The sequence below is a fragment of the Micromonospora palomenae genome (genome assembly GCF_007829925.1).
GTDB lineage: Bacteria > Actinomycetota > Actinomycetes > Mycobacteriales > Micromonosporaceae > Micromonospora > Micromonospora purpureochromogenes.
In genome coordinates, this window is record NZ_VIXA01000007.1 from 15,195 (window position 1) to 32,651 (window position 17,457).

Below are 17,457 nucleotides of genomic sequence, written 5' to 3' on the forward strand. Positions count from 1 at the left end.
CGACCGGGTCACGACTTGCCCGCAATCCACAGGCTGGCGAAGACCAGCGCGACGATGCCGATCAGGAAGATCGCCAGGCCCTCGGTGGAGGGGCCGTACCGGCCGAGGTTGAACCCACCCTGGTCCTGGTCGTGCTTCAGCGTCTCCTGGATGTAGGCGATGATGTCCGCCTTCTGCTCCGGGGTGATCTGGTTGTCGCCGAACACCGGCATGTTCTGCGGGCCGCTCAGCATGGCGGCGTAGATCTGCCGGTCGCTGGCCGGGCGCAGGCTCGGGGCGAACTTGCCCGAGGAGAGCGCGCCGCCGCCACCACCGAAGGCGTGGCACTGCGAGCAGTTGATCCGGAACAGCTCGCCGCCGGTCGCCAGGTCGGCGCCCTCACGCAGGTGGCCCTCGGGGACCTGCGGGCCGCCACCGAGCTCCTGGACGTACTGGGCGAGCTGGCGCACCTGCTCGTCGGTGAAGACCGGGGGCTTGCGCTGGGCCTGGGCCTCCTGTCGGGCCATCGGCATGCGGCCGGTGCCCACCTGGAACTCGACCGAGGCGGCGCCCACGCCAACCAGGCTCGGGCCACGACCCTCGACACCCTGCGCATTGCGACCGTGACAGGTCACGCAGCTCACGTCGAACAGCGCCTTGCCCTCGGCGGCGGCGCCGGTCAGCGGCGGGTTTTCCTGCGCCTGCACGCCAGGGGCGAAGACGGTGTAGGCGCCGCCGGCCAGCGTCAGCGCGGCGATCAGCCGGACCGCGGCGCCCAGCCGGCGGCGGCCCCTGCTGCGCGCTACGGGCCGCCCGCGCAGGCGCGCGAGCAGACCGCGTCGGCGGTCGTTGTCAGAAGTCATGACCTGTGTCCTTAACCGGTTGGACCTTGTCTCAGGGGACGGAGCAGCGGCGCGGTTCGTGACGCGCCAAGATCACTGGAGCCAGTAGATCATGGCGTAGAGCCCGATCCACACCACGTCGACGAAGTGCCAGTAGTACGACACGACGATCGCCGAGGTGGCCTGCGCCGGGGTGAACCGGCCCATGGTGGTGCGGATCATGAAGATGATGAAGGCGATCAGGCCGCCGGTCACGTGCAGGCCGTGGAAGCCGGTGGTGAGGTAGAACATCGACCCGTAACCGTCTTCGTTGATCTTCACGCCCTCGTGCACCAGGGTGCGGTACTCGTTCACCTGGCCGAGCACGAAGATCAGGCCCATCACGAAGGTGATCGTGAACCAACGCCGCAGGGCGTGGACGTCGCCCTTCTCCGCCGCGAAGACACCGAGCTGGCAGGTCACCGAGGACAACACCAGGATCACCGTGAAGGTGGTCGCGTAGGGGATGTTGAGGTGCTCGGTGTGCTTCTCCCACTGCTCCGGCGCTGCCGCGCGGATGGAGAAGTACATCGCGAACAGCGCCGCGAAGAACATGAGTTCGCTGGAGAGCCACACGATCGTCCCGACGCTGACCATGTTGGGTCGGGTCAGGGAGTGGATCCGGCTCTTGTCAATGGCTGGGGCCGCAGTCACGCGGTCATTATTGCCCTTGACCGGGGCGGGCGATCAGCGGGGGGCCAAACCCGGGCGGGGGATGGCCCGATCGTGGTGGTCCGGTTCGCCTGGCCTAGCCTGAAAAGCGTGCTGCACGTCGATTCGATCTTCGCCGCGACCTCGGCGGGCCCGTCGACGGTCCTCGCCGCCGGGGGCGAGGCCGTCCCGCCGCCGTTCACCGTCGCCCGGGTCTTCACCGAGACCCGCCTGGACAGCTGGCTCGCCCTCGGGCTGGTGCTGGCCGCCGGACTCTACCTCTACGGGGTCTACCGGCTGCGGCTGCGCGGGGACGCCTGGCCGGTCCTCCGGACGATCTGCTTCCTCGGCCCGGGCCTGGGCGGCATCGCCGCGGTCACGGTCAGCGGCCTGCACGCGTACGACACGGCGCTGCTGTCGGTGCACATGGTCCAGCACATGGTGCTGTCGATGATCTCGCCGATCTTCCTCGCCCTGGGCGCCCCGGTCACCCTGGCCCTGCGCACGCTGCCGGTACGCCCCCGCAAGCGGCTGCTGGCGGTCGTGCACAGCCGGTTCGCGAAGGTCTACAGCTTCCCGCTGGTGGCGTTCAGCATCTTCGTGGTGAACCCGTTCGCGCTCTACTTCAGTGGCCTCTACCACTACACGCTGGAGCACGCCTGGGCGCACGAGCTGGTGCACGCGCACTTCATCGCCACCGGCTGCGTGTTCTTCTGGCCGCTGCTCGGCCTCGACCCGCTGCCGGGGCGGTGGCCGTACCCGGCGCGGGCGCTGCTCATGCTGCTCTCCGTGCCGTTCCACACGGTGCTCGGCCTCACCATCATGCAGAGCACCACGCTGCTCGGCGGCGACTGGTACCCGTCACTCAACCTGTCCTGGTCGGACCCCTGGAACGACCAGGTGGTCGCCGGCGGCATCCTCTGGGCCGGTGGCGAGTTCGTCAGTGTGACGATGCTCGCGGTGCTGGTCGTGCAGTGGATCCGGCAGTCCGAGCGGGAAGCCCGCCGGCTCGACCGCGAGCTGGACCGCCAGGAGGCCCGCGACCGCGCCGCCGACGCCGCCGCGACCGCGACCCCCGCCCCGGGCACCCCGGCCTGAGCTGCGCCGACGCGGCGTCCGCGCGGGCCGGCCGGGCGGGATGTCGGGTACGCCACACCGGCGGGTACCATCAGCGGGCAGCTACGAGGTGGGAGCCAGTCCAGCGATGAGCGATCGTCAGTGCACCGTCCTGCTCTACAGCGACGACCCGCAGGTCCGTGACCGGATGCGGCTGGCCGTCGGCACCCGCCCGGCGCCCGGTCTCGAGATCGAGTTCGTCGAGGCCGCCACGTACGCCGAGTGCATCCGACTGGTCGACGACTACGAGATCGACCTCATGCTGCTCGACGGCGAGGCCAGCCCGGGCGGCGGCATCGGCATCGCCCGCCAGATCAAGGACGACCGGGACGACGCCCCGCCCACCTGCGTGGTCATCGCCCGCTCCGCCGACCGATGGCTCGCCGCGTACGCGCAGGTCGACGCCACGCTGGTGCACCCGCTCGACCCGGTGACCACCGGCACCACGGTCGCCGAACTGCTGCGTACGCACGCCGCCGCCTGAGTCTGCGCGCTCGGCGGCGCCTCCGGCGCCCGGGCTGACGGGCGCCGCCCCCGTCCCACCCGCACCCACGCCCGCTCGGGAGGCCCACCATGGGCGAACGGACCTGGCCGCACCTGCTCAACGCGCTGCTGCGCGGCGACGAGCTCTCCACCGCGGACACCGCGTGGGCGATGGACGAGATCATGACCGGAGCGGCCGCCCCGTCCCAGGTCGCCGGCTTTGCGGTGGCGCTGCGGGCCAAGGGCGAGACCCCCGCCGAGCTGGCCGGCCTGGTGGAGGCGATGCTCGGCCGGGCCGTCCCGGTCGAGCTGCCCGAGGAGCTGCGACGCACCGCGCTGGACGTGGTCGGCACCGGCGGTGACCTCGCCCACACGGTGAACATCTCCACGATGACCGCGCTGGTGGTGGCCGGCGCCGGGGTGCGGGTGGTCAAGCACGGCAACCGCGCCGCCTCCTCGCTCTGCGGCACCGCCGACCTGCTGGAGTTCCTCGGCGTGCCGCTGGACCTCGCGCCCGAGCAGGTCGCCCGCTGCGTCGAGGAGGCCGGGATCGGGTTCTGCTTCGCCGGCCGGTTCCACCCGGGGATGCGGCACGCCGGCCCGGTCCGCCGCGAGATCGGCGTACCCACCTTCTTCAACTTCCTCGGTCCGCTGACCAACCCGGCCCGTCCCCGGGCCGGCGCGGTCGGCTGCTTCGACGCGCGGATGGCGCCGGTGATGGCGGCCGTCTTCGCCGGGCGGGGCGACTCGGCGATCGTGATGCGCGGCGAGGACGGCCTGGACGAGTTCACCACCGCCGCCCCCACCCGGGTCTGGGTGGCCCAGCAGGGCACCGTCAGAGAGGCCGTGCTGGACGCGACGGACCTCGGGGTGCCCCGGTCCACCCTGGCCGACCTGCGGGGCGGGGACGCGGCGTACAACGCCGGGGTGGCCCGCCGGCTGCTGGCCGGGGAGACCGGCCCGGTGCGGGACGCCGTGCTGGTCAACTCCGCCGCCGCGCTGGCCACCCAGGGGCCGCTGGACGGCGACCTGACCGAGGCGCTGCGGGCCGGGATGGGCCGGGCCGCCGAGTCGATCGACTCGGGCGCGGCGGCCGCCGTGCTGGAGCGGTGGGTCGAGGTGGCCCGCACCCGCTGAGCGGGTGGCGCGGCGGAACTGTCGGAGGGGCGTGCCAAACTACACGGGAGTAATTTTCCGTTTTCCGCCGATGGCTCCGATGGTCGTCGGCGGGCACCGGAGCGAGAGGAGACGCCCGTGTCGGACCGCGAGCTCTACTGCGACACCTGCGAGGGCGTGCAGCCGTTCGAGGTCCCGCCCTGCGTCGACGGTCACGACCTCGACTGCCCCGAGCTGATCTGCACCGGCTGCGGCGCGGCCGTGCTGATCGCCACCTTCGCCTTCCACGCCCCGCGCCTGGCCGACCGGCGCCCGCGGGCGACATACCGGTCGGGCCGCCGCGCGGCCTGACCGCAGCCCCACCCTCATCGCGCACTCTCGCTCGCCGTGCTGCCGGGCCGTGGGCCCCGCCGGCGACCGCACCGTCGGCTTACCGGTCCTGTCGACCTGATGTCGTGGACGACTCAGGGGGCCGGAACACGCGTAGGCCCGCGTCCCGGAGCGGGACGCGGGCCTACGGGCAAAGCCGTCGGATCAGTGCTCGGCGGTACGCCGGGTGCCGGTGTAGTACTCGAAGAGCAGGCCGCACGCGGCAAAGATGACCGCGACCAGGCCGACGCCCACCAGCCAGAACTGCCAGTACACCAGGCCCATGCCGGCCACCGCGGCGGCCAGCGCCAGGCCGAACGGCCAGTAGCTGCCCGGGCTGAAGAAGCCGATCTCGCCGGCGCCGTCGGCGATCTCGCCGTCCGGCCGGTCCTCCGGCCGCAGGTCGATGCGCCGGGAGACGAACCAGAAAAAGCCACCGCACATCGTGCAGAGCAGGAACGACAGCAGCAGAGCCACCGTGCCGACCCACTCGACCTGGCCGCCCGAGTCACCCCAGGTCCAGACGCCGTACAGGACCGTCGCGCCGAGCAGGAACGCGGCGATGACCAGGAAGATACGCCACTCGGTCTTCATGCCTGATCCCTCAGCTTCCCGCGCCGGCCGACACGTCGTCGGGGTTGAAGTTGGCGGTGTTGCGCCGCGTCTTGAACGGCTCGGTGGTCTTCGCGTACGGGTCCTCGCCGATGGCGCTGAGCGCCTCCTGCGTCGACTTGCCGTCCCGCTTGGCCGCCAGGAACTGGTCGTACTTCTCCGGGGAGACGACGCGCAGCTCGAAGTTCATGAAGGCGTGGTAGCTGCCGCAGAGCTCGGCGCACCGGCCGACGTACGCGCCCTCGGACTCGAGCTTGGAGACCTCGAAGACGTTGCGGATGTTGCCCGGCATGACGTCCCGCTTGAACAGCAGCTCCGGCACCCAGAACGAGTGGATGACGTCGCGGCTGGTCTCCTCGAAGCGGATCGACCGGTCGGTCGGCAGGACCAGCACCGGGATGACCTCGCTGGTGCCCAGCACCGACGCCACGGTGTTCGCCTCGGGGCCCTGACCGTCGCGGTAGTTGAACTGCCAGTTCCACTTGAACGCGACGACCTCGACGGTCACATCGGGGTTCTTCGTGGTCCGCACCACGTCGGTCTGCACGACCGCCGTGTAGTAGAAGAGCACGGAGACGATCAGGATCGGCGCGATGGTGTAGAGGAACTCCATCGGCAGGTTGTACCGGGTCTGCACCGGCAGTTCGTTGCCCCGCTTGCGGTAGCGCACGACGCACCAGAAGATCAAGCCCCAGACGAAGACGCCGACCGCGAGGGCGGCGATGCAGGAGGCGATCCACAGGTCGTACATCCGGTGCGACTCCGGCGAGATGCCGCCCTGCGGCCAGCCGAAACCGTCGACCGAGCTGCCGACGTTGCAGCCGGTGAGCAGAACCAGCAGCGCCGCTCCGCCGAGACCGAGCCCGGCGAGTCGACCAGCACCACGCCGCCGGCGCCCACCGGCTCCTGGGGAAGCGCTGTGCCGTACGGCCGAGGGCCGTACCTCCGAACTCCTTGCGACCACCTGGTCCTGCCTCCCTAGCGCGCCGCGGTGGGTTTCCCTGAAGCACCGACGGCAAAGGCGTCACCGACGGTCGCAGATTACTCGACCATGACGGGCTCGACCGTGTTGGGGTCACTGTGCGCCCCCATCGGGGGGCTCGTGGGCATACCGACCCGATAGCGTGGGCTGTCGTGAGCCCTACCCCCGTCTACCTGGATGCGGCCACCGCCGCGCCGCTGCACCCGGTCGCCCGGCAGGCGCTGCTGGCCGCCCTCGACGACGGCTGGGCCGACCCCGCCAGGCTGTACACCCAGGCCCGCCGGGCCCGCCAGCTCCTCGACGCCGCCCGCGAGGCCACCGCGGCCACGCTCGGCGTCCGCGCCGACGAACTCTCCTTCACCCCCAGCGGTACGGCCGCGGCGCACGGGGCGGTGCTGGGTGGCCTGGCCGGTCGGCGGCGGGTCGGGGCGACGCTGGCGCACTCGACGATCGAGCACTCCGCGGTGCTGCACGCCGCCGAGCGGCACGTGGCCGGTGGCGGCGCCGCGGTCGCCGTGCCGGTGGACCGGCTCGGCCGGCTCGACCTGTCCGCCTGGTCCGACGCGGTACGCGCCCCCGGGGTCGCGCTGGCCGCGCTGATCGCCGCCAGCCACGAGGTGGGCACGGTCCAGCCGGTGGCCCGGGCGGCGGCCGACTGCGCCGACGCGGGTGTCCCGCTGTACGTCGACGCGGCCCAGGTGGTGGGGCGGGCGCCGGTGCCGGCGGGCTGGTCGGTGCTGACCGCCAGCGCGCACAAGTGGGGTGGGCCACCCGGGGTGGGGCTGCTGGTGGTGCGCAAGGGCACCCGGTGGGAGTCGCCCTGGCCGGCCGACGAGCGGGAGTCGGGGCGTACCCCCGGGGTGGTCAACCTGCCGGCGGTGGTGGCGGCGGCGGCGAGCCTGCGCGCGGCGGCGGCCGACGCCGCGGCCGAGGCGGCCCGGCTGGCGCCGCTGGTGGACCGGATCCGGGCCCGGGTGGCGGCCGAGGTGCCCGACGTGGAGGTGGTCGGCGACCCCGTCGACCGGCTCCCCCACCTGGTCACCTTCTCCTGCCTCTACGTCGACGGCGAGGTGCTGCTGCACGCGCTGGACCGGCGCGGCTTCGCGGTCTCCTCCGGCTCCTCCTGCACCTCCTCGACGCTGCGCCCGTCGCACGTGCTGGAGGCGATGGGGGTGCTCTCGCACGGCAACGTGCGGGTCTCGCTGCACCGGGAGACGACCGAGGCGGACGTCGAGCGGTTCCTGGCCGAGCTGCCCGGGATCGTCGCCGAACTGCGCGCCGAGGCGGGGGTGGTGGGGCTGTGACCGACCCCACGGAGGTGCTCGACTGCCGGGGCCAGCGCTGCCCGCTGCCGGTCATCGCGCTGGCCCGCCGCCTGCCCGAGCTGCCGGTCGGCGCGGTGCTGCGCGTCCTGGCCGACGACCCGGCCGCCGCCGTCGACATCCCGGCCTGGTGTCGCATGCGCGCCCAGGAGTTCGTCGCCGCCCACCCCGACACCACCGCCTACGACGTCCGCCGCACCCACTGATCCCCTCCCCCACCCCGAGATGGGCGTTCGGGGCGCGCGAGGGTCAGGTCAGGTAGCTGAGGATGGCGGGGAGGGGGTCCAGGTCCACGGCGGTGTCGACCACGAGGCGGGGGCCGATGATCGGCTCGTACTCGGCGCGGCGGAGCAGGGTCTGGTCCCAGGTGGGGAGCAGCGGGTCGGGCTCGACGGGCAGCCGCGCCTCGACCCGGCGGCGGTGCTCCGCCTCGTCGCCGCAGTGCACCTCGATCAGCCGCAGCGGCACCCCGGCCCGCTCGGCCAGGTCGTGCCAGAGGCCCCGGGCGCTGGCCACCGGGTTGACCGCGTCGACCACCACGGTCAGCCCGAGCCCCAACTGCACCTCGGCCAGCCCCGCCACCGCCTGGTACGCCGCCATCCCGGGCACGTCGCCGACCAGCCCGTGGTGGGCCAGCGCCCGCTCGACCGGGTCCACCGGCAGCACGGGCGCGCCCAGCGCCGCGCCGACCCGCCGGGCGAGGGTGCTCTTGCCCACCGCCGGCAGGCCGGCGAACGCGACCAGGACGGGCCTCACGGCAGCAGGTGCGGCCGCACGTCCTCGGCGGCGGCGTCGCCGTACGACTCGGCCAGGCGCTTGACGAACAGGTCGCGGCGGACGTCGTACTCCTGGGTGCCGACGGTCTCCAGCACCAGGGTGGCCAGCAGCGAGCCGACCTGCGCGGCCCGCTCCAGGCCGAGGCCCCAGGAGAGCGCGGCGAAGAAACCGGCCCGGAAGCCGTCGCCGACGCCGGTCGGGTCGACCGCCTGGATCTCCCGGGCGATCGGCACGTGGATCGTCCCGAAGTCCCGGCCGGCGATCTCCGCGCCGTGCTTGCCCAGCGTGGTGACCCGCACCTTCACCCGGTCGAGCAGCTGCTCGTCGGTGAGGCCGGCCTTGCTCTGCAGCAGGGACTTCTCGTAGTCGTTGGTCATCAGGTAGTCGGCGCCGTCGATCAGGCCGATCACGTCCGCGCCGTCCATCCGGGCGAGCTGCTGGGACGGGTCGGCGACGAAGGCGTAGCCGCGCTCCCGGCACTCGGCGGAGTGGCGGATCATCGCCTCCGGGTCGTTGGCGCTGACCAGCACCAGGTCGAGACCGCCGAGGCGCTGGGCGACCGGGGACAGCTCGATGTTGCGGGCCTCGCTCATCGCCCCGGCGTAGAAGGAGGCGATCTGGCACATGTCGGTGTCCGTGGTGCAGACGAACCGGGCGGTGTGCGCCACCTCGCTGACGTGCACCGACTGGCAGTCGACGCCGTGCCGCTCCAGCCAGGAGCGGTAGTCGGCGAAGTCGGCGCCGACCGCCCCGAGCAGCACCGGGCGCAGCCCGAGCTGCGCCATGCCGAAGGCGATGTTGGCGGCCACCCCGCCGCGACGCAGCACCAGGTCGTCCACGAGGAACGACAGCGACACCTTGTGCAGCTGGTCGGCGATGAGCTGGTCGGCGAAGCGACCGGGGAAGCTCATCAGGTGGTCGGTCGCGATCGAGCCGGTCACGGCGATCTTCATGTCAACCCTCGGGGTCGGGAGCACGGCGCCGGTCAGCCTACCGGTCCGCCCGGGGAGCCGGTCCAGGGTCGGTCGACAATGCGCCACCCGCCGCTCATCCGGACGTCACCCCCGACGGACCCGCACAGACGGCGGCGGGGCCGCCCCGAAGGACGGCCCCGCCGCACGCAGGTGCTGGTCGACTCAGCTGAACGAGTCGCCGCAGGCGCAGGAGCTGCCCGCGTTGGGGTTGTCGATGGTGAAGCCCTGGGCGTCGATCCGGTCGGCGAAGTCGATGGTGGCGCCGGCCAGGTAGGGGGCGCTCATCCGGTCGACGACGACCTCGACACCGTCGAAGTCGGTGACGACGTCACCGTCGAGCGACCGCTCGTCGAAGAACAGCTGGTACCGCAGGCCGGAGCAGCCGCCCGGCTGCACTGCGACCCGGAGCCGCAGGTCGTCGCGGCCCTCCTGCTCGATCAGGGCCTTGACCTTCTGCGCCGCGACGTCGGTGAGGACGACGGAAGTAGGGGCCTGGGCCTCGGTCGACTCGGTCTGCGCTGGCGTGGTCACGTGGAAATCTCCCTGCGCGGTATGGGTCCGGACGCACTGGCCAACGTCGCGCGTCGTCCAGTGATTCCCGGTGTGGTCCAGATCCGATGGTACGCCGCTCCGGCCGGCGGCACCCGGGTGGCGTGACGGGAGCTCCGTGAGCCGCGCCGCAGGTCCGCGGGGAAACACCTCCGCCGGCCGGTCGGTCAGCGGCTCCACTGCCCGGCCAGCCGGGCGCCCAGCGCCCGCAGCCCCTCGGCCGGGCGGCTCATCGCGGCCTCGACGCCGCCGCGTTCCTCCCCGCCGAAGTGCTCCACCAGGCTGTACGTCTCGGTGACGCCGGCCGAGGCGGCCTCCCGCCGCCCCGTGCTCACCCGCCCCGCCAGCACCACGCAGGGCACCCCGCGATCGCGGGCGGCCCCGGCCACCCCGGCGACGACCTTGCCGCGCAGCGACTGGTGGTCGAAGGACCCCTCCCCGGTGATCACCAGATCGGTGGCGTCGAGAGCGGCGTCCAGCCCGATCGCCCGGGTCACCAGGTCGATGCCGGACTCGCAGCGCCCGCCCAGGGCGAGGATCGCCGCGCCGAGGCCGCCGGCCGCGCCGCCGCCCGGGAGCGCGCCCAGTCCGGGCGGGCAGCCGGGCAGGTCCCGTTCGAGCACCGCCGCCCAGCGCTCCAGCGCGGCGTCGAGCAGCAGCACGTCCGCCCTGGTGGCGCCCTTCTGCGGGCCGTAGACGTTGCTCGCGCCGTGCAGCCCGAGCAGCGGGCTGTCGACGTCGGTGGCGGCGACCAGGGTGGCCCCGCGCAGCCGGGGCGCGCCGTCGAGGGTGGCGACCGCGGCCAGCGCCGCCCCGCCGTACGGCAGGGCCCGGCCGGCGTCGTCCAGCGGCGTCGCGCCGAGCGCGGTGAGCAGGCCGGCCCCGCCGTCGTTGGTGCCGGAGCCGCCCAGCCCGACCACCACCGTGCGCGCCCCGTGCTCGACGGCGGCGGTGACCAGCGTCCCCAGCCCGTACGAGGTGGTCGCCTTCGGGTCCCGCTCGGCGGCGGAGAGCAGGTGCAGCCCGCAGGCCTGGGCGCTCTCCAGGTAGGCGGTGCCGTCGTCGGTGAGCAGGATCTCACCGGTGGCCGGCCGGCCGAGCGGGTCGACGGTCGGCACCGGGATCCGCCGCCCGCCGAGGGCGTCGGCGAGCACCGCGACGAAGCCCGGCCCGCCGTCGGCGAGCGGTCGGATCAGCAGCTCGTCGCCGGCGGCGACGGCCCGCCAGCCCTCGGCGACGGCGGCGGCGACCTCCGGGGCGGCGAGGGTGCCGGCGAACTTGTCCGGACAGAGCAGCACGCGCATGCCTGGCAGTGTGGCAGCCCACACCGGCGGAGGCTGCGCGGCAGCCACGCTGTGGGACCATGGGAGGCGTGACTTCGACCTGGGTGGAACCCTCCAACACCGCCACTGCGCTGCTGCTCCTCGGCCGCGGCAGCGACCCCGCCACCGAGCGTGGCGTGGAGTGTCCGGGCGACCTGCCGGCGCCGAGCGACCCCGACCTGGTGGCCCGGGCGGCGGCGGCCAAGGCCGCGCTCGGCACCAAGGTGTTCGTGCTGGGTCACCACTACCAGCGCGACGAGGTGATCCAGTTCGCCGACGTGACCGGCGACTCGTTCAAGCTGGCCCGGGAGGCGGCGGCCCGGCCGGACGCGGAGTACATCGTCTTCTGCGGCGTGCACTTCATGGCCGAGAGCGCCGACATCCTCACCTCGGACGCGCAGAAGGTGATCCTGCCCGACCTGGCCGCCGGCTGCTCGATGGCGGACATGGCGGTGCTGTCGCAGGTCGAGACCGCCTGGGACGTGCTGACCGAGCTGGGCGTCGCCGCCGACACCGTCCCGGTGACGTACATGAACTCCTCGGCCGACATCAAGGGCTTCGTCGGGCGCAACGGCGGCGTGGTCTGCACCTCGTCGAACGCCAAGCGGGCCCTGGACTGGGCGTACCAGCAGGAGTCGAAGGTGCTCTTCCTGCCCGACCAGCACCTGGGCCGCAACACGGCGGTGCTGGAGATGGGCCTGTCGCTGGACGACTGCGTGCTGTACGACCCGCACAAGCCGGGCGGCGGGCTCACCCCGCAGCAGCTGCGCGACGCGAAGATGATCCTCTGGCGGGGGCACTGCTCGGTGCACGGCCGGTTCACCCTCGACAGCGTCAACGACGTGCGCGCGCGGGTGCCCGGGGTCAACGTGCTGGTGCACCCGGAGTGCCGCCACGAGGTGGTCACCGCCGCCGACCACGTGGGCTCCACCGAATACATCATCAAGACCATCGAGGCGGCTCCGGCCGGCTCGGCCTGGGCGGTCGGCACCGAGCTGAACCTGGTCCGCCGGCTGGCGCTGGCCCACCCGGACAAGCAGATCATGTTCCTGGACAAGGCGGTCTGCTACTGCTCGACGATGAACCGGATCGACCTGCCGCACCTGGTCTGGGCGCTGGAGGAGCTGGTCGCCGGGCGGGTGGTCAACCAGATCACCGTCGACCCGGACACCGCGCACCACGCGCGGGTGGCGCTGGACCAGATGCTCGCCCTGCCGGGCGCGGACACCCCGCCGCCCACCGTCAGCTGATCACCCACGGTCACATCGCTGGCACGGAAACATGCCGGAATCCCCGGTTCGTTCCGTGCCTGGCGATGTGACCGATTCCATTTTCGTCACGGAGGGCTATGCTGCCGGGGCGACGACATGGTGGACCGTTTTGCGCCGGTCCCATTCCGGGTAGCTGAACAGCCGGCAAGAGCTGGACAGCCCGACCCCATCCTCGACACACAGCACCACCCGACGCGCGCTGGAGGTTGCGTTGACCGACGACGTCCTGGTCGTACACGGAGGCACGCCGCTGGAAGGGCGGATCCGCGTGCGCGGCGCGAAGAACCTGGTCTCGAAGGCGATGGTCGCCGCCCTGCTGGGCGACACCCCCAGCCGGCTGTTCGACGTGCCGCGCATCCGTGACGTCGAGGTGGTCCGTGGGCTGCTCGGCCTGCACGGGGTCAAGGTCACCGACGGCGCGGAGGAGGGCGAGCTGGTCTTCGACCCGGCCAACGTCGAGAGCGCCAGCACCGACCAGATCAACGTGCACGCGGGCTCCAGCCGGATCCCGATCCTGTTCTGCGGCCCGCTGCTGCACCGGCTCGGGCACGCCTTCATCCCGGACCTGGGCGGCTGCCACATCGGGCCGCGCCCGATCGACTTCCACCTCCAGGCGCTGCGCGAGTTCGGCGCGACGGTCGAGAAGACCCCGGAGGGGCTGCACCTGTCGGCGCCGAACGGGCTGCACGGCACCAAGTTCGCGCTGCCGTACCCGAGTGTGGGCGCGACCGAGCAGGTGCTGCTCACCGCGGTGATGGCCGAGGGCGTCACCGAGCTGCGCAACGCCGCCGTCGAGCCGGAGATCATCGACCTGATCTGCATCCTGCAGAAGATGGGCGCGATCATCAAGGTCCACACCGACCGGGTGATCGAGATCCAGGGCGTCAAGCGGCTCAGCGGCTACACCCACCGGCCGATCCCCGACCGGATCGAGGCGGCGAGCTGGGCGGCGGCGGCGCTGGCCACCCGCGGGCACGTCGAGGTGCTCGGCGCCCAGCAGGTCGACATGATGACCTTCCTGAACATCTTCCGCTCGGTCGGCGGCGCGTACGAGGTGACCGACGCCCGCGCGCCGAAGCTCGGCGACCCGGGCCAGGAGGGCGGCATCCGGTTCTGGCACCCGGGCGGCGAGCTCAACGCCGTGGCGCTGGAGACCGACGTGCACCCGGGCTTCATGACCGACTGGCAGCAGCCCCTGGTCGTCGCGCTGACCCAGGCCCGCGGCCTGTCGATCGTCCACGAGACGGTCTACGAGCAGCGGCTGGGCTACACCGAGGCGCTGAACACGATGGGCGCCAACATCCAGGTCTACCGGGACTGCCTGGGTGGCACCCCGTGCCGCTTCGGCCGGCGCAACTTCAAGCACTCCGCGGTGATCGCCGGCCCGAGCAAGCTGCACGCGGCCGACCTGGTCATCCCGGACCTGCGCGCCGGGTTCAGCCACCTGATCGCGGCGCTCGCCGCCGAGGGCACCTCCCGGGTGTACGGCGTGGACCTGATCAACCGCGGTTACGAGGACTTCGAGGCGAAGCTGGCCAGCCTGGGCGCGCACGTCGAGCGGCCGTAACCGAACTCACCTGAGCTCCGAACGAGCGCCCGGTGCACCGTGATGTGCACCGGGCGCCGTCGTTTGGCTACCCTTCACCTCGTGCCGTCGCTGTTTCGTCGCAAGTCCGCCGACCCCGACTCCTCCGCCACCGTCGTGGTGACCGAGGAGCAGCCCTCCGCGCGCCCCCGGGGCTACACCCCGAGCAAGAAGGAACTGGGCCGGGAGACCCCGAAGCGGCCGGTCGCCGGTCGTCGCCCCGCGGGGCCGACGAAGCCGCTGACCAAGGAGGAGGCGCGGGAGCAGCGCCGGCTGGCCCGCGCGGAGGCGGCGGCGGAGTTCCGCCGCGAGGGCGGCCCGCGCGACCGCGGCCCGGAGCGGCTGCTGGCCCGCAACGTGGTCGACTCCCGGCGTACGGTCGGCACCTGGTTCTTCGGTGGCGCGCTGATCGTGCTGATCGGCTCCAACCAGGCGATGCCGCCGGCCATCCGGCTGGCCTCGAACATCATCTGGGGTGCACTCGCGCTCGGCGTGGTGATCGACTCGATCCTGATCTCTCGCAAGATCAAGAAGCTGGTCCGGGAACGCTTCCCGAACAGCGGCGAGCGGATGGGCTCGCTCTACCTCTACGCGATCATGCGCTCGATCACCTTCCGCCGGATGCGGGCCCCCGCGCCGCAGGTCAACATCGGCGACAAGATCTGACCCGTACGGTCCCTCCGGAGCCCCTTCCCGCCAGCGCGGGGAGGGGCTCCGGTCATCGCAGCGCCCGGACCGGCGGCGGGCTCAGCCGGTGACCGGGGCCGCCCGGCTCGCCGGGGACCGGTAGAGCCGGGTCACCACCTCCTCGATGTCCGGCTCGACGATCGAGATGTCGCGGAGCGTGGCCAGGCCGGCCAGCCCGGCCACCACCTCCGCCGCACCGGCCGACTCGCAGGCGTAGACCAGCCGGCGCCCGTCCGCCTCGACCCGTTCCAGCGGCGCGCCGGGCAGCGTCGGCGGGGTGGCCAGCGCGGTGTCCAGCTCGGCGACGACCAGCCGGCGGGAGCCGTAGCGGCTGTGCAGGGCGGCGATCGAGCCGTCGTGCACCACCCGGCCGTGGTCGATCACCACGAGCCGGCGGCAGAGCCGCTCGATGTCGGCCAGGTCGTGGGTGGTGAGCACCAGCGTGGTGTCGCCGGCCCGGCGCAGCTCGCCGAGGAAGTCGCGGACCGCCCGCTTGCTCACCACGTCCAAGCCGATGGTGGGCTCGTCGAGGAAGAGCACCCGCGGGCCGTGCAACAGGGCGGCGGTCAGCTCGCCGCGCATCCGCTGCCCGAGGGAGAGCTGCCGCACCGGGGTGTCCAGGAACTCGTCGAGGTCCAGCAGCGCGCGGCAGCGGCGCAGCCGGGTCGCGTGGTCCCCGGCCGGCACCCGGTAGACGTGCCGGAGCAGGTCGAACGAGTCGCGCAGCGGCAGGTCCCACCAGAGCTGGGAGCGCTGCCCGAAGACCACGCCGATGCCGAGGGCCAGCCGGGTGCGCTGGGCGACCGGGCGCAGCCCGCAGACGCGTACCTGGCCGGCGGAGGGGGTGAGCACCCCGGTGAGCATCTTCAGGGTGGTGGACTTGCCCGCCCCGTTCGGGCCGATGTAGCCGAGCGTCTCGCCGCGCTCCACCCGCAGGTCCACGCCGTCCACCGCGGTGACCGTCCGCTTCGCGCGGCGCAGCCGGCCGACCTTGACCCGGACCGTGAACTCCTTGCGCAGCCCCTGCGCGTCGATGACCAGGCTCATGACCCCGTGCTCCGGTAGTGGCGGACACCGACGCGCCAGGCCGCAGCCGCGCCGGCGGCGGCGACCAGCGCGACCCCGGGTGCGGCCCAGCCGGCCCAGGCCGGCAGGCCCAGCGGGTCGGCCCGGCCGAGCAGCGCCAGCGCCGGCTGGTAGCTGACGAAGGCGAATCCCATCCCGTACGCGAAGGCCGCGCGGAACCAGCCCTCGAAGACCGTGACCGGGTACGAGGTGAAGTCCCGTCCACCGTAGGTGACCGAGTTGGCCAGCTCCCCCGACTCCACCCAGTAGAACGAGACGGTGGCGGTGGCCACGAAGAGCGAGCCGAAGAAGACCATCCCGGCCAGCGGGGCGACGACGGCCAGCGCCACCCGGCCGGGCGTCCAGTCGATCGGGGCGGTGGCCAGCGCCACCACCAGCACGGCCAGGCCGAACAGCGCCCGGGACACCTTGCGCAGCGGCAGGTCCATCAGCAGCAGCTGGGGCAGCGCGCCGAGCGGTCGCAGCAGCACCCCGTCGAGCAGCCCGGTGCGCACGTACCGGGGCAGCCGCTCGATGTTGCCGACCAGCAGGTCGGCGGTGGCGAAGGCGCAGGAGGAGAGGCCGACCATCACCAGCGTCTCGGCGAGGGTGAAACCGCCCAGCTCGTGGGTCACCCCGTAGAGCACCAGGACGGTGACCACGTCGAAGACGGTGGCCCCGACGTTGCCCAGCAGGTCCACCACGAACGACGTCCGGTACGCCGTCTGCGACCGCGCCTGCGCCCGCAGCAGCGCCCGGTACGCGCTGGCCGCGCCGCCCGCCTCAGCCACCCTGCACCACCAGCCGCCGTTCGGCCCGGCGCTGCACGAGCCGGCAGGCGGCCAGGATCAGCACCGCCCAGCAGAGCTGGAGGGCGACCAGCCCGAGCTGGGTGACCGGCGGGTCCCGCTCGACCAGGACGTCCAGCGGGGTCTGCAGCAGGCTCGGGAAGGGGGTGCCGAGCCAGAGAGCGAGCTGCAGCGGCTCGGGCAGGAACCGCAGCGGGAAGTAGAGCCCGGCCAGCACCCCCGAACCGAGCGTCCAGAGGATCATCGGGCCCCGGACGTCCTGCAACCAGTACGCCGTGGCGTTGACCAGGTACCGGCAGCCGAAGCAGAGCACCAGCGCGGTGACCACGGAGACGCCGAAGAGCGGCAGGGTCGACCAGCGGGTGGGCAGGTACACGTCGAAGAAGAGCGGGCCGATGAGCAACGGCGGCAGGAAGCGGGCCAGCACGGCGTACCCGGCGCGGCCCAGGTCGGTGGCGAGGTAGCTGGTCACCGGGTGCACCGGGCGGAGCAGGTCACCGGCGACGTCACCGGTGCGGATCCGGTCGGCCAGGTCGCTCCAGCCCCAGAGCAGGATCACCGCCAGCAGGCCCTGCGCGACCCAGACGAAGGTGGCGAGCTGGGCCCGGTCGTACCCGCCGACGGTGCCGGCGGTCCCGACCGCCGCGAGCAGCACGTAGCAGTGCAGGAACCCGAAGACGGAGTTGGTGACGGCACCGGCCAGCGCGGCCTGACGATAGGTGGCGTATCGTCGGAAGCCGGAACGAGATATCGCCCAGAATGTCCGAAACCATAGGATAACGTTTGAGTCCGTGGGCGGTGCCACAGTGGCGGTGACCGAGCCCACGCCGTTACCCTCCATCCGCAGCCATGCCGTGCCGGGCCGGGCGACTCTACCGGCAGGTGGAGGCCCCGGCACGACAATTTC

20 protein-coding genes are annotated in these 17,457 nt (G+C 72.8%); 9 read left to right on the top strand and 11 right to left on the bottom strand.

What is annotated here, in order from left to right; all coding sequences use genetic code 11:
* Nucleotides 1-8 precede the first annotated feature (8 nt).
* Nucleotides 9-842: a cytochrome bc1 complex diheme cytochrome c subunit gene (gene qcrC / locus FHX75_RS30025; protein WP_154943957.1), complete on the bottom strand. Its 834-nt coding sequence runs from the start codon at nt 840-842 to the stop codon at nt 9-11.
* Nucleotides 843-914: 72 nt separating this feature from the next.
* Nucleotides 915-1,514 carry an aa3-type cytochrome oxidase subunit III gene (gene ctaE, locus FHX75_RS30030; RefSeq protein ID WP_154943958.1) on the bottom strand — a complete coding sequence of 200 codons (600 nt, stop codon included), beginning with the start codon at nt 1,512-1,514 and terminating at the stop codon, nt 915-917.
* A gap of 108 nt (nt 1,515-1,622) precedes the next feature.
* Between ctaE and FHX75_RS30035 the strand changes: the two genes are divergently transcribed.
* The 4 genes from FHX75_RS30035 to FHX75_RS30050 all read left to right on the top strand — a co-directional run bounded on the left by FHX75_RS30035 (nt 1,623) and on the right by FHX75_RS30050 (nt 4,577).
* Entirely contained in the window at nt 1,623-2,609 is a 987-nt protein-coding gene (locus FHX75_RS30035; RefSeq protein ID WP_154943959.1) for a cytochrome c oxidase assembly protein, read from the top strand.
* A gap of 106 nt (nt 2,610-2,715) precedes the next feature.
* Nucleotides 2,716-3,111 carry a response regulator gene (locus FHX75_RS30040; RefSeq protein ID WP_154943960.1) on the top strand — a complete coding sequence of 132 codons (396 nt, stop codon included), beginning with the start codon at nt 2,716-2,718 and terminating at the stop codon, nt 3,109-3,111.
* Nucleotides 3,112-3,200: 89 nt separating this feature from the next.
* Nucleotides 3,201-4,247 (top strand): anthranilate phosphoribosyltransferase, encoded by a 1,047-nt coding sequence (gene trpD / locus FHX75_RS30045; RefSeq protein WP_154943961.1) that lies wholly within the window; start codon nt 3,201-3,203, stop codon nt 4,245-4,247.
* A gap of 117 nt (nt 4,248-4,364) precedes the next feature.
* Nucleotides 4,365-4,577, top strand: coding sequence for a hypothetical protein (locus tag FHX75_RS30050; protein WP_154943962.1), 213 nt, complete (start codon nt 4,365-4,367; stop codon nt 4,575-4,577).
* A gap of 183 nt (nt 4,578-4,760) precedes the next feature.
* Here the strand turns inward: FHX75_RS30050 and FHX75_RS30055 are convergent, their stop codons facing one another.
* Both FHX75_RS30055 and ctaC read right to left on the bottom strand, forming a co-directional pair.
* On the bottom strand, nt 4,761-5,189 hold the full coding sequence (locus FHX75_RS30055; RefSeq protein WP_154943963.1) for a cytochrome c oxidase subunit 4: 429 nt from the start codon (nt 5,187-5,189) through the stop codon (nt 4,761-4,763).
* A gap of 10 nt (nt 5,190-5,199) precedes the next feature.
* Nucleotides 5,200-6,171, bottom strand: a complete 972-nt coding sequence (ctaC, locus tag FHX75_RS30060; RefSeq protein ID WP_154943964.1) for an aa3-type cytochrome oxidase subunit II — start codon at nt 6,169-6,171, stop codon at nt 5,200-5,202.
* A gap of 170 nt (nt 6,172-6,341) precedes the next feature.
* Here ctaC and FHX75_RS30065 point away from each other — a divergent pair, with 170 nt between their 5' ends.
* The gene (locus FHX75_RS30065) at nt 6,342-7,493 is read left to right on the top strand and encodes a cysteine desulfurase family protein (protein WP_154943965.1); all 1,152 of its coding nucleotides are present in this window, start codon (nt 6,342-6,344) and stop codon (nt 7,491-7,493) included.
* A complete protein-coding gene (locus tag FHX75_RS30070; protein WP_154943966.1) occupies nt 7,490-7,717 on the top strand; it encodes a sulfurtransferase TusA family protein in 228 nt (75 codons plus the stop codon). The genes FHX75_RS30065 and FHX75_RS30070 overlap by 4 nt, the downstream gene beginning before the upstream one ends.
* Nucleotides 7,718-7,760: 43 nt before the next feature.
* Here FHX75_RS30070 and FHX75_RS30075 read toward each other — a convergent pair whose 3' ends face one another.
* The 4 genes from FHX75_RS30075 to FHX75_RS30090 all read right to left on the bottom strand — a co-directional run bounded on the left by FHX75_RS30075 (nt 7,761) and on the right by FHX75_RS30090 (nt 11,115).
* A complete protein-coding gene (locus tag FHX75_RS30075) occupies nt 7,761-8,267 on the bottom strand; it encodes a P-loop nucleotide/nucleoside kinase family protein (RefSeq protein WP_154943967.1) in 507 nt (168 codons plus the stop codon).
* Nucleotides 8,264-9,241, bottom strand: coding sequence for a carbohydrate kinase family protein (locus tag FHX75_RS30080; RefSeq protein ID WP_154943968.1), 978 nt, complete (start codon nt 9,239-9,241; stop codon nt 8,264-8,266). The genes FHX75_RS30075 and FHX75_RS30080 overlap by 4 nt, the downstream gene beginning before the upstream one ends.
* A gap of 183 nt (nt 9,242-9,424) precedes the next feature.
* Entirely contained in the window at nt 9,425-9,793 is a 369-nt protein-coding gene (gene erpA, locus FHX75_RS30085; protein ID WP_088961031.1) for an iron-sulfur cluster insertion protein ErpA, read from the bottom strand.
* Nucleotides 9,794-9,978: 185 nt separating this feature from the next.
* Nucleotides 9,979-11,115: a glycerate kinase family protein gene (locus FHX75_RS30090; RefSeq protein ID WP_154943969.1), complete on the bottom strand. Its 1,137-nt coding sequence runs from the start codon at nt 11,113-11,115 to the stop codon at nt 9,979-9,981.
* A gap of 68 nt (nt 11,116-11,183) precedes the next feature.
* Here FHX75_RS30090 and nadA point away from each other — a divergent pair, with 68 nt between their 5' ends.
* The 3 genes from nadA (at nt 11,184) to FHX75_RS30105 (ending at nt 14,655) form a co-directional block, all read left to right on the top strand.
* Entirely contained in the window at nt 11,184-12,383 is a 1,200-nt protein-coding gene (gene nadA / locus FHX75_RS30095) for a quinolinate synthase NadA (RefSeq protein WP_154943970.1), read from the top strand.
* 232 nt (nt 12,384-12,615) lie between these two features.
* Nucleotides 12,616-13,971 carry a UDP-N-acetylglucosamine 1-carboxyvinyltransferase gene (murA, locus tag FHX75_RS30100; protein ID WP_088961029.1) on the top strand — a complete coding sequence of 452 codons (1,356 nt, stop codon included), beginning with the start codon at nt 12,616-12,618 and terminating at the stop codon, nt 13,969-13,971.
* Nucleotides 13,972-14,013: 42 nt separating this feature from the next.
* Nucleotides 14,014-14,655: a DUF3043 domain-containing protein gene (locus FHX75_RS30105; RefSeq protein ID WP_154943971.1), complete on the top strand. Its 642-nt coding sequence runs from the start codon at nt 14,014-14,016 to the stop codon at nt 14,653-14,655.
* Between the two features lie 81 nt (nt 14,656-14,736).
* Here the strand turns inward: FHX75_RS30105 and FHX75_RS30110 are convergent, their stop codons facing one another.
* Genes FHX75_RS30110 through FHX75_RS30120 form a run of 3 tightly spaced genes read right to left on the bottom strand, consistent with a single transcriptional unit; the run spans nt 14,737 to nt 17,376 of the window.
* Nucleotides 14,737-15,723: an ABC transporter ATP-binding protein gene (locus tag FHX75_RS30110; protein WP_154943972.1), complete on the bottom strand. Its 987-nt coding sequence runs from the start codon at nt 15,721-15,723 to the stop codon at nt 14,737-14,739.
* The gene (locus FHX75_RS30115; protein WP_154943973.1) at nt 15,720-16,532 is read right to left on the bottom strand and encodes an ABC transporter permease; all 813 of its coding nucleotides are present in this window, start codon (nt 16,530-16,532) and stop codon (nt 15,720-15,722) included. The genes FHX75_RS30110 and FHX75_RS30115 overlap by 4 nt, the downstream gene beginning before the upstream one ends.
* A complete protein-coding gene (locus FHX75_RS30120) occupies nt 16,525-17,376 on the bottom strand; it encodes an ABC transporter permease (protein ID WP_154943974.1) in 852 nt (283 codons plus the stop codon). Before FHX75_RS30120 ends, FHX75_RS30115 begins: the two co-directional genes overlap by 8 nt.
* Between the last annotated feature and the right edge of the window lie 81 nt (nt 17,377-17,457).

What these genes read in the sequence shown, in the direction of transcription:
- FHX75_RS30110 (WP_154943972.1), bottom strand. Translation starts at nt 15,723, where the DNA reads ATGAGCCTGGTCATCGACGCGCAGGGGCTGCGCAAGGAGTTCACGGTC.
- FHX75_RS30055 (WP_154943963.1), bottom strand. Translation starts at nt 5,189, where the DNA reads ATGAAGACCGAGTGGCGTATCTTCCTGGTCATCGCCGCGTTCCTGCTC.
- trpD (WP_154943961.1), top strand. Translation starts at nt 3,201, where the DNA reads ATGGGCGAACGGACCTGGCCGCACCTGCTCAACGCGCTGCTGCGCGGC.
- FHX75_RS30040 (WP_154943960.1), top strand. Translation starts at nt 2,716, where the DNA reads ATGAGCGATCGTCAGTGCACCGTCCTGCTCTACAGCGACGACCCGCAG.
- qcrC (WP_154943957.1), bottom strand. Translation starts at nt 842, where the DNA reads ATGACTTCTGACAACGACCGCCGACGCGGTCTGCTCGCGCGCCTGCGC.
- FHX75_RS30090 (WP_154943969.1), bottom strand. Translation starts at nt 11,115, where the DNA reads ATGCGCGTGCTGCTCTGTCCGGACAAGTTCGCCGGCACCCTCGCCGCC.
- FHX75_RS30080 (WP_154943968.1), bottom strand. Translation starts at nt 9,241, where the DNA reads ATGAAGATCGCCGTGACCGGCTCGATCGCGACCGACCACCTGATGAGC.
- FHX75_RS30105 (WP_154943971.1), top strand. Translation starts at nt 14,014, where the DNA reads ATGTGCACCGGGCGCCGTCGTTTGGCTACCCTTCACCTCGTGCCGTCG.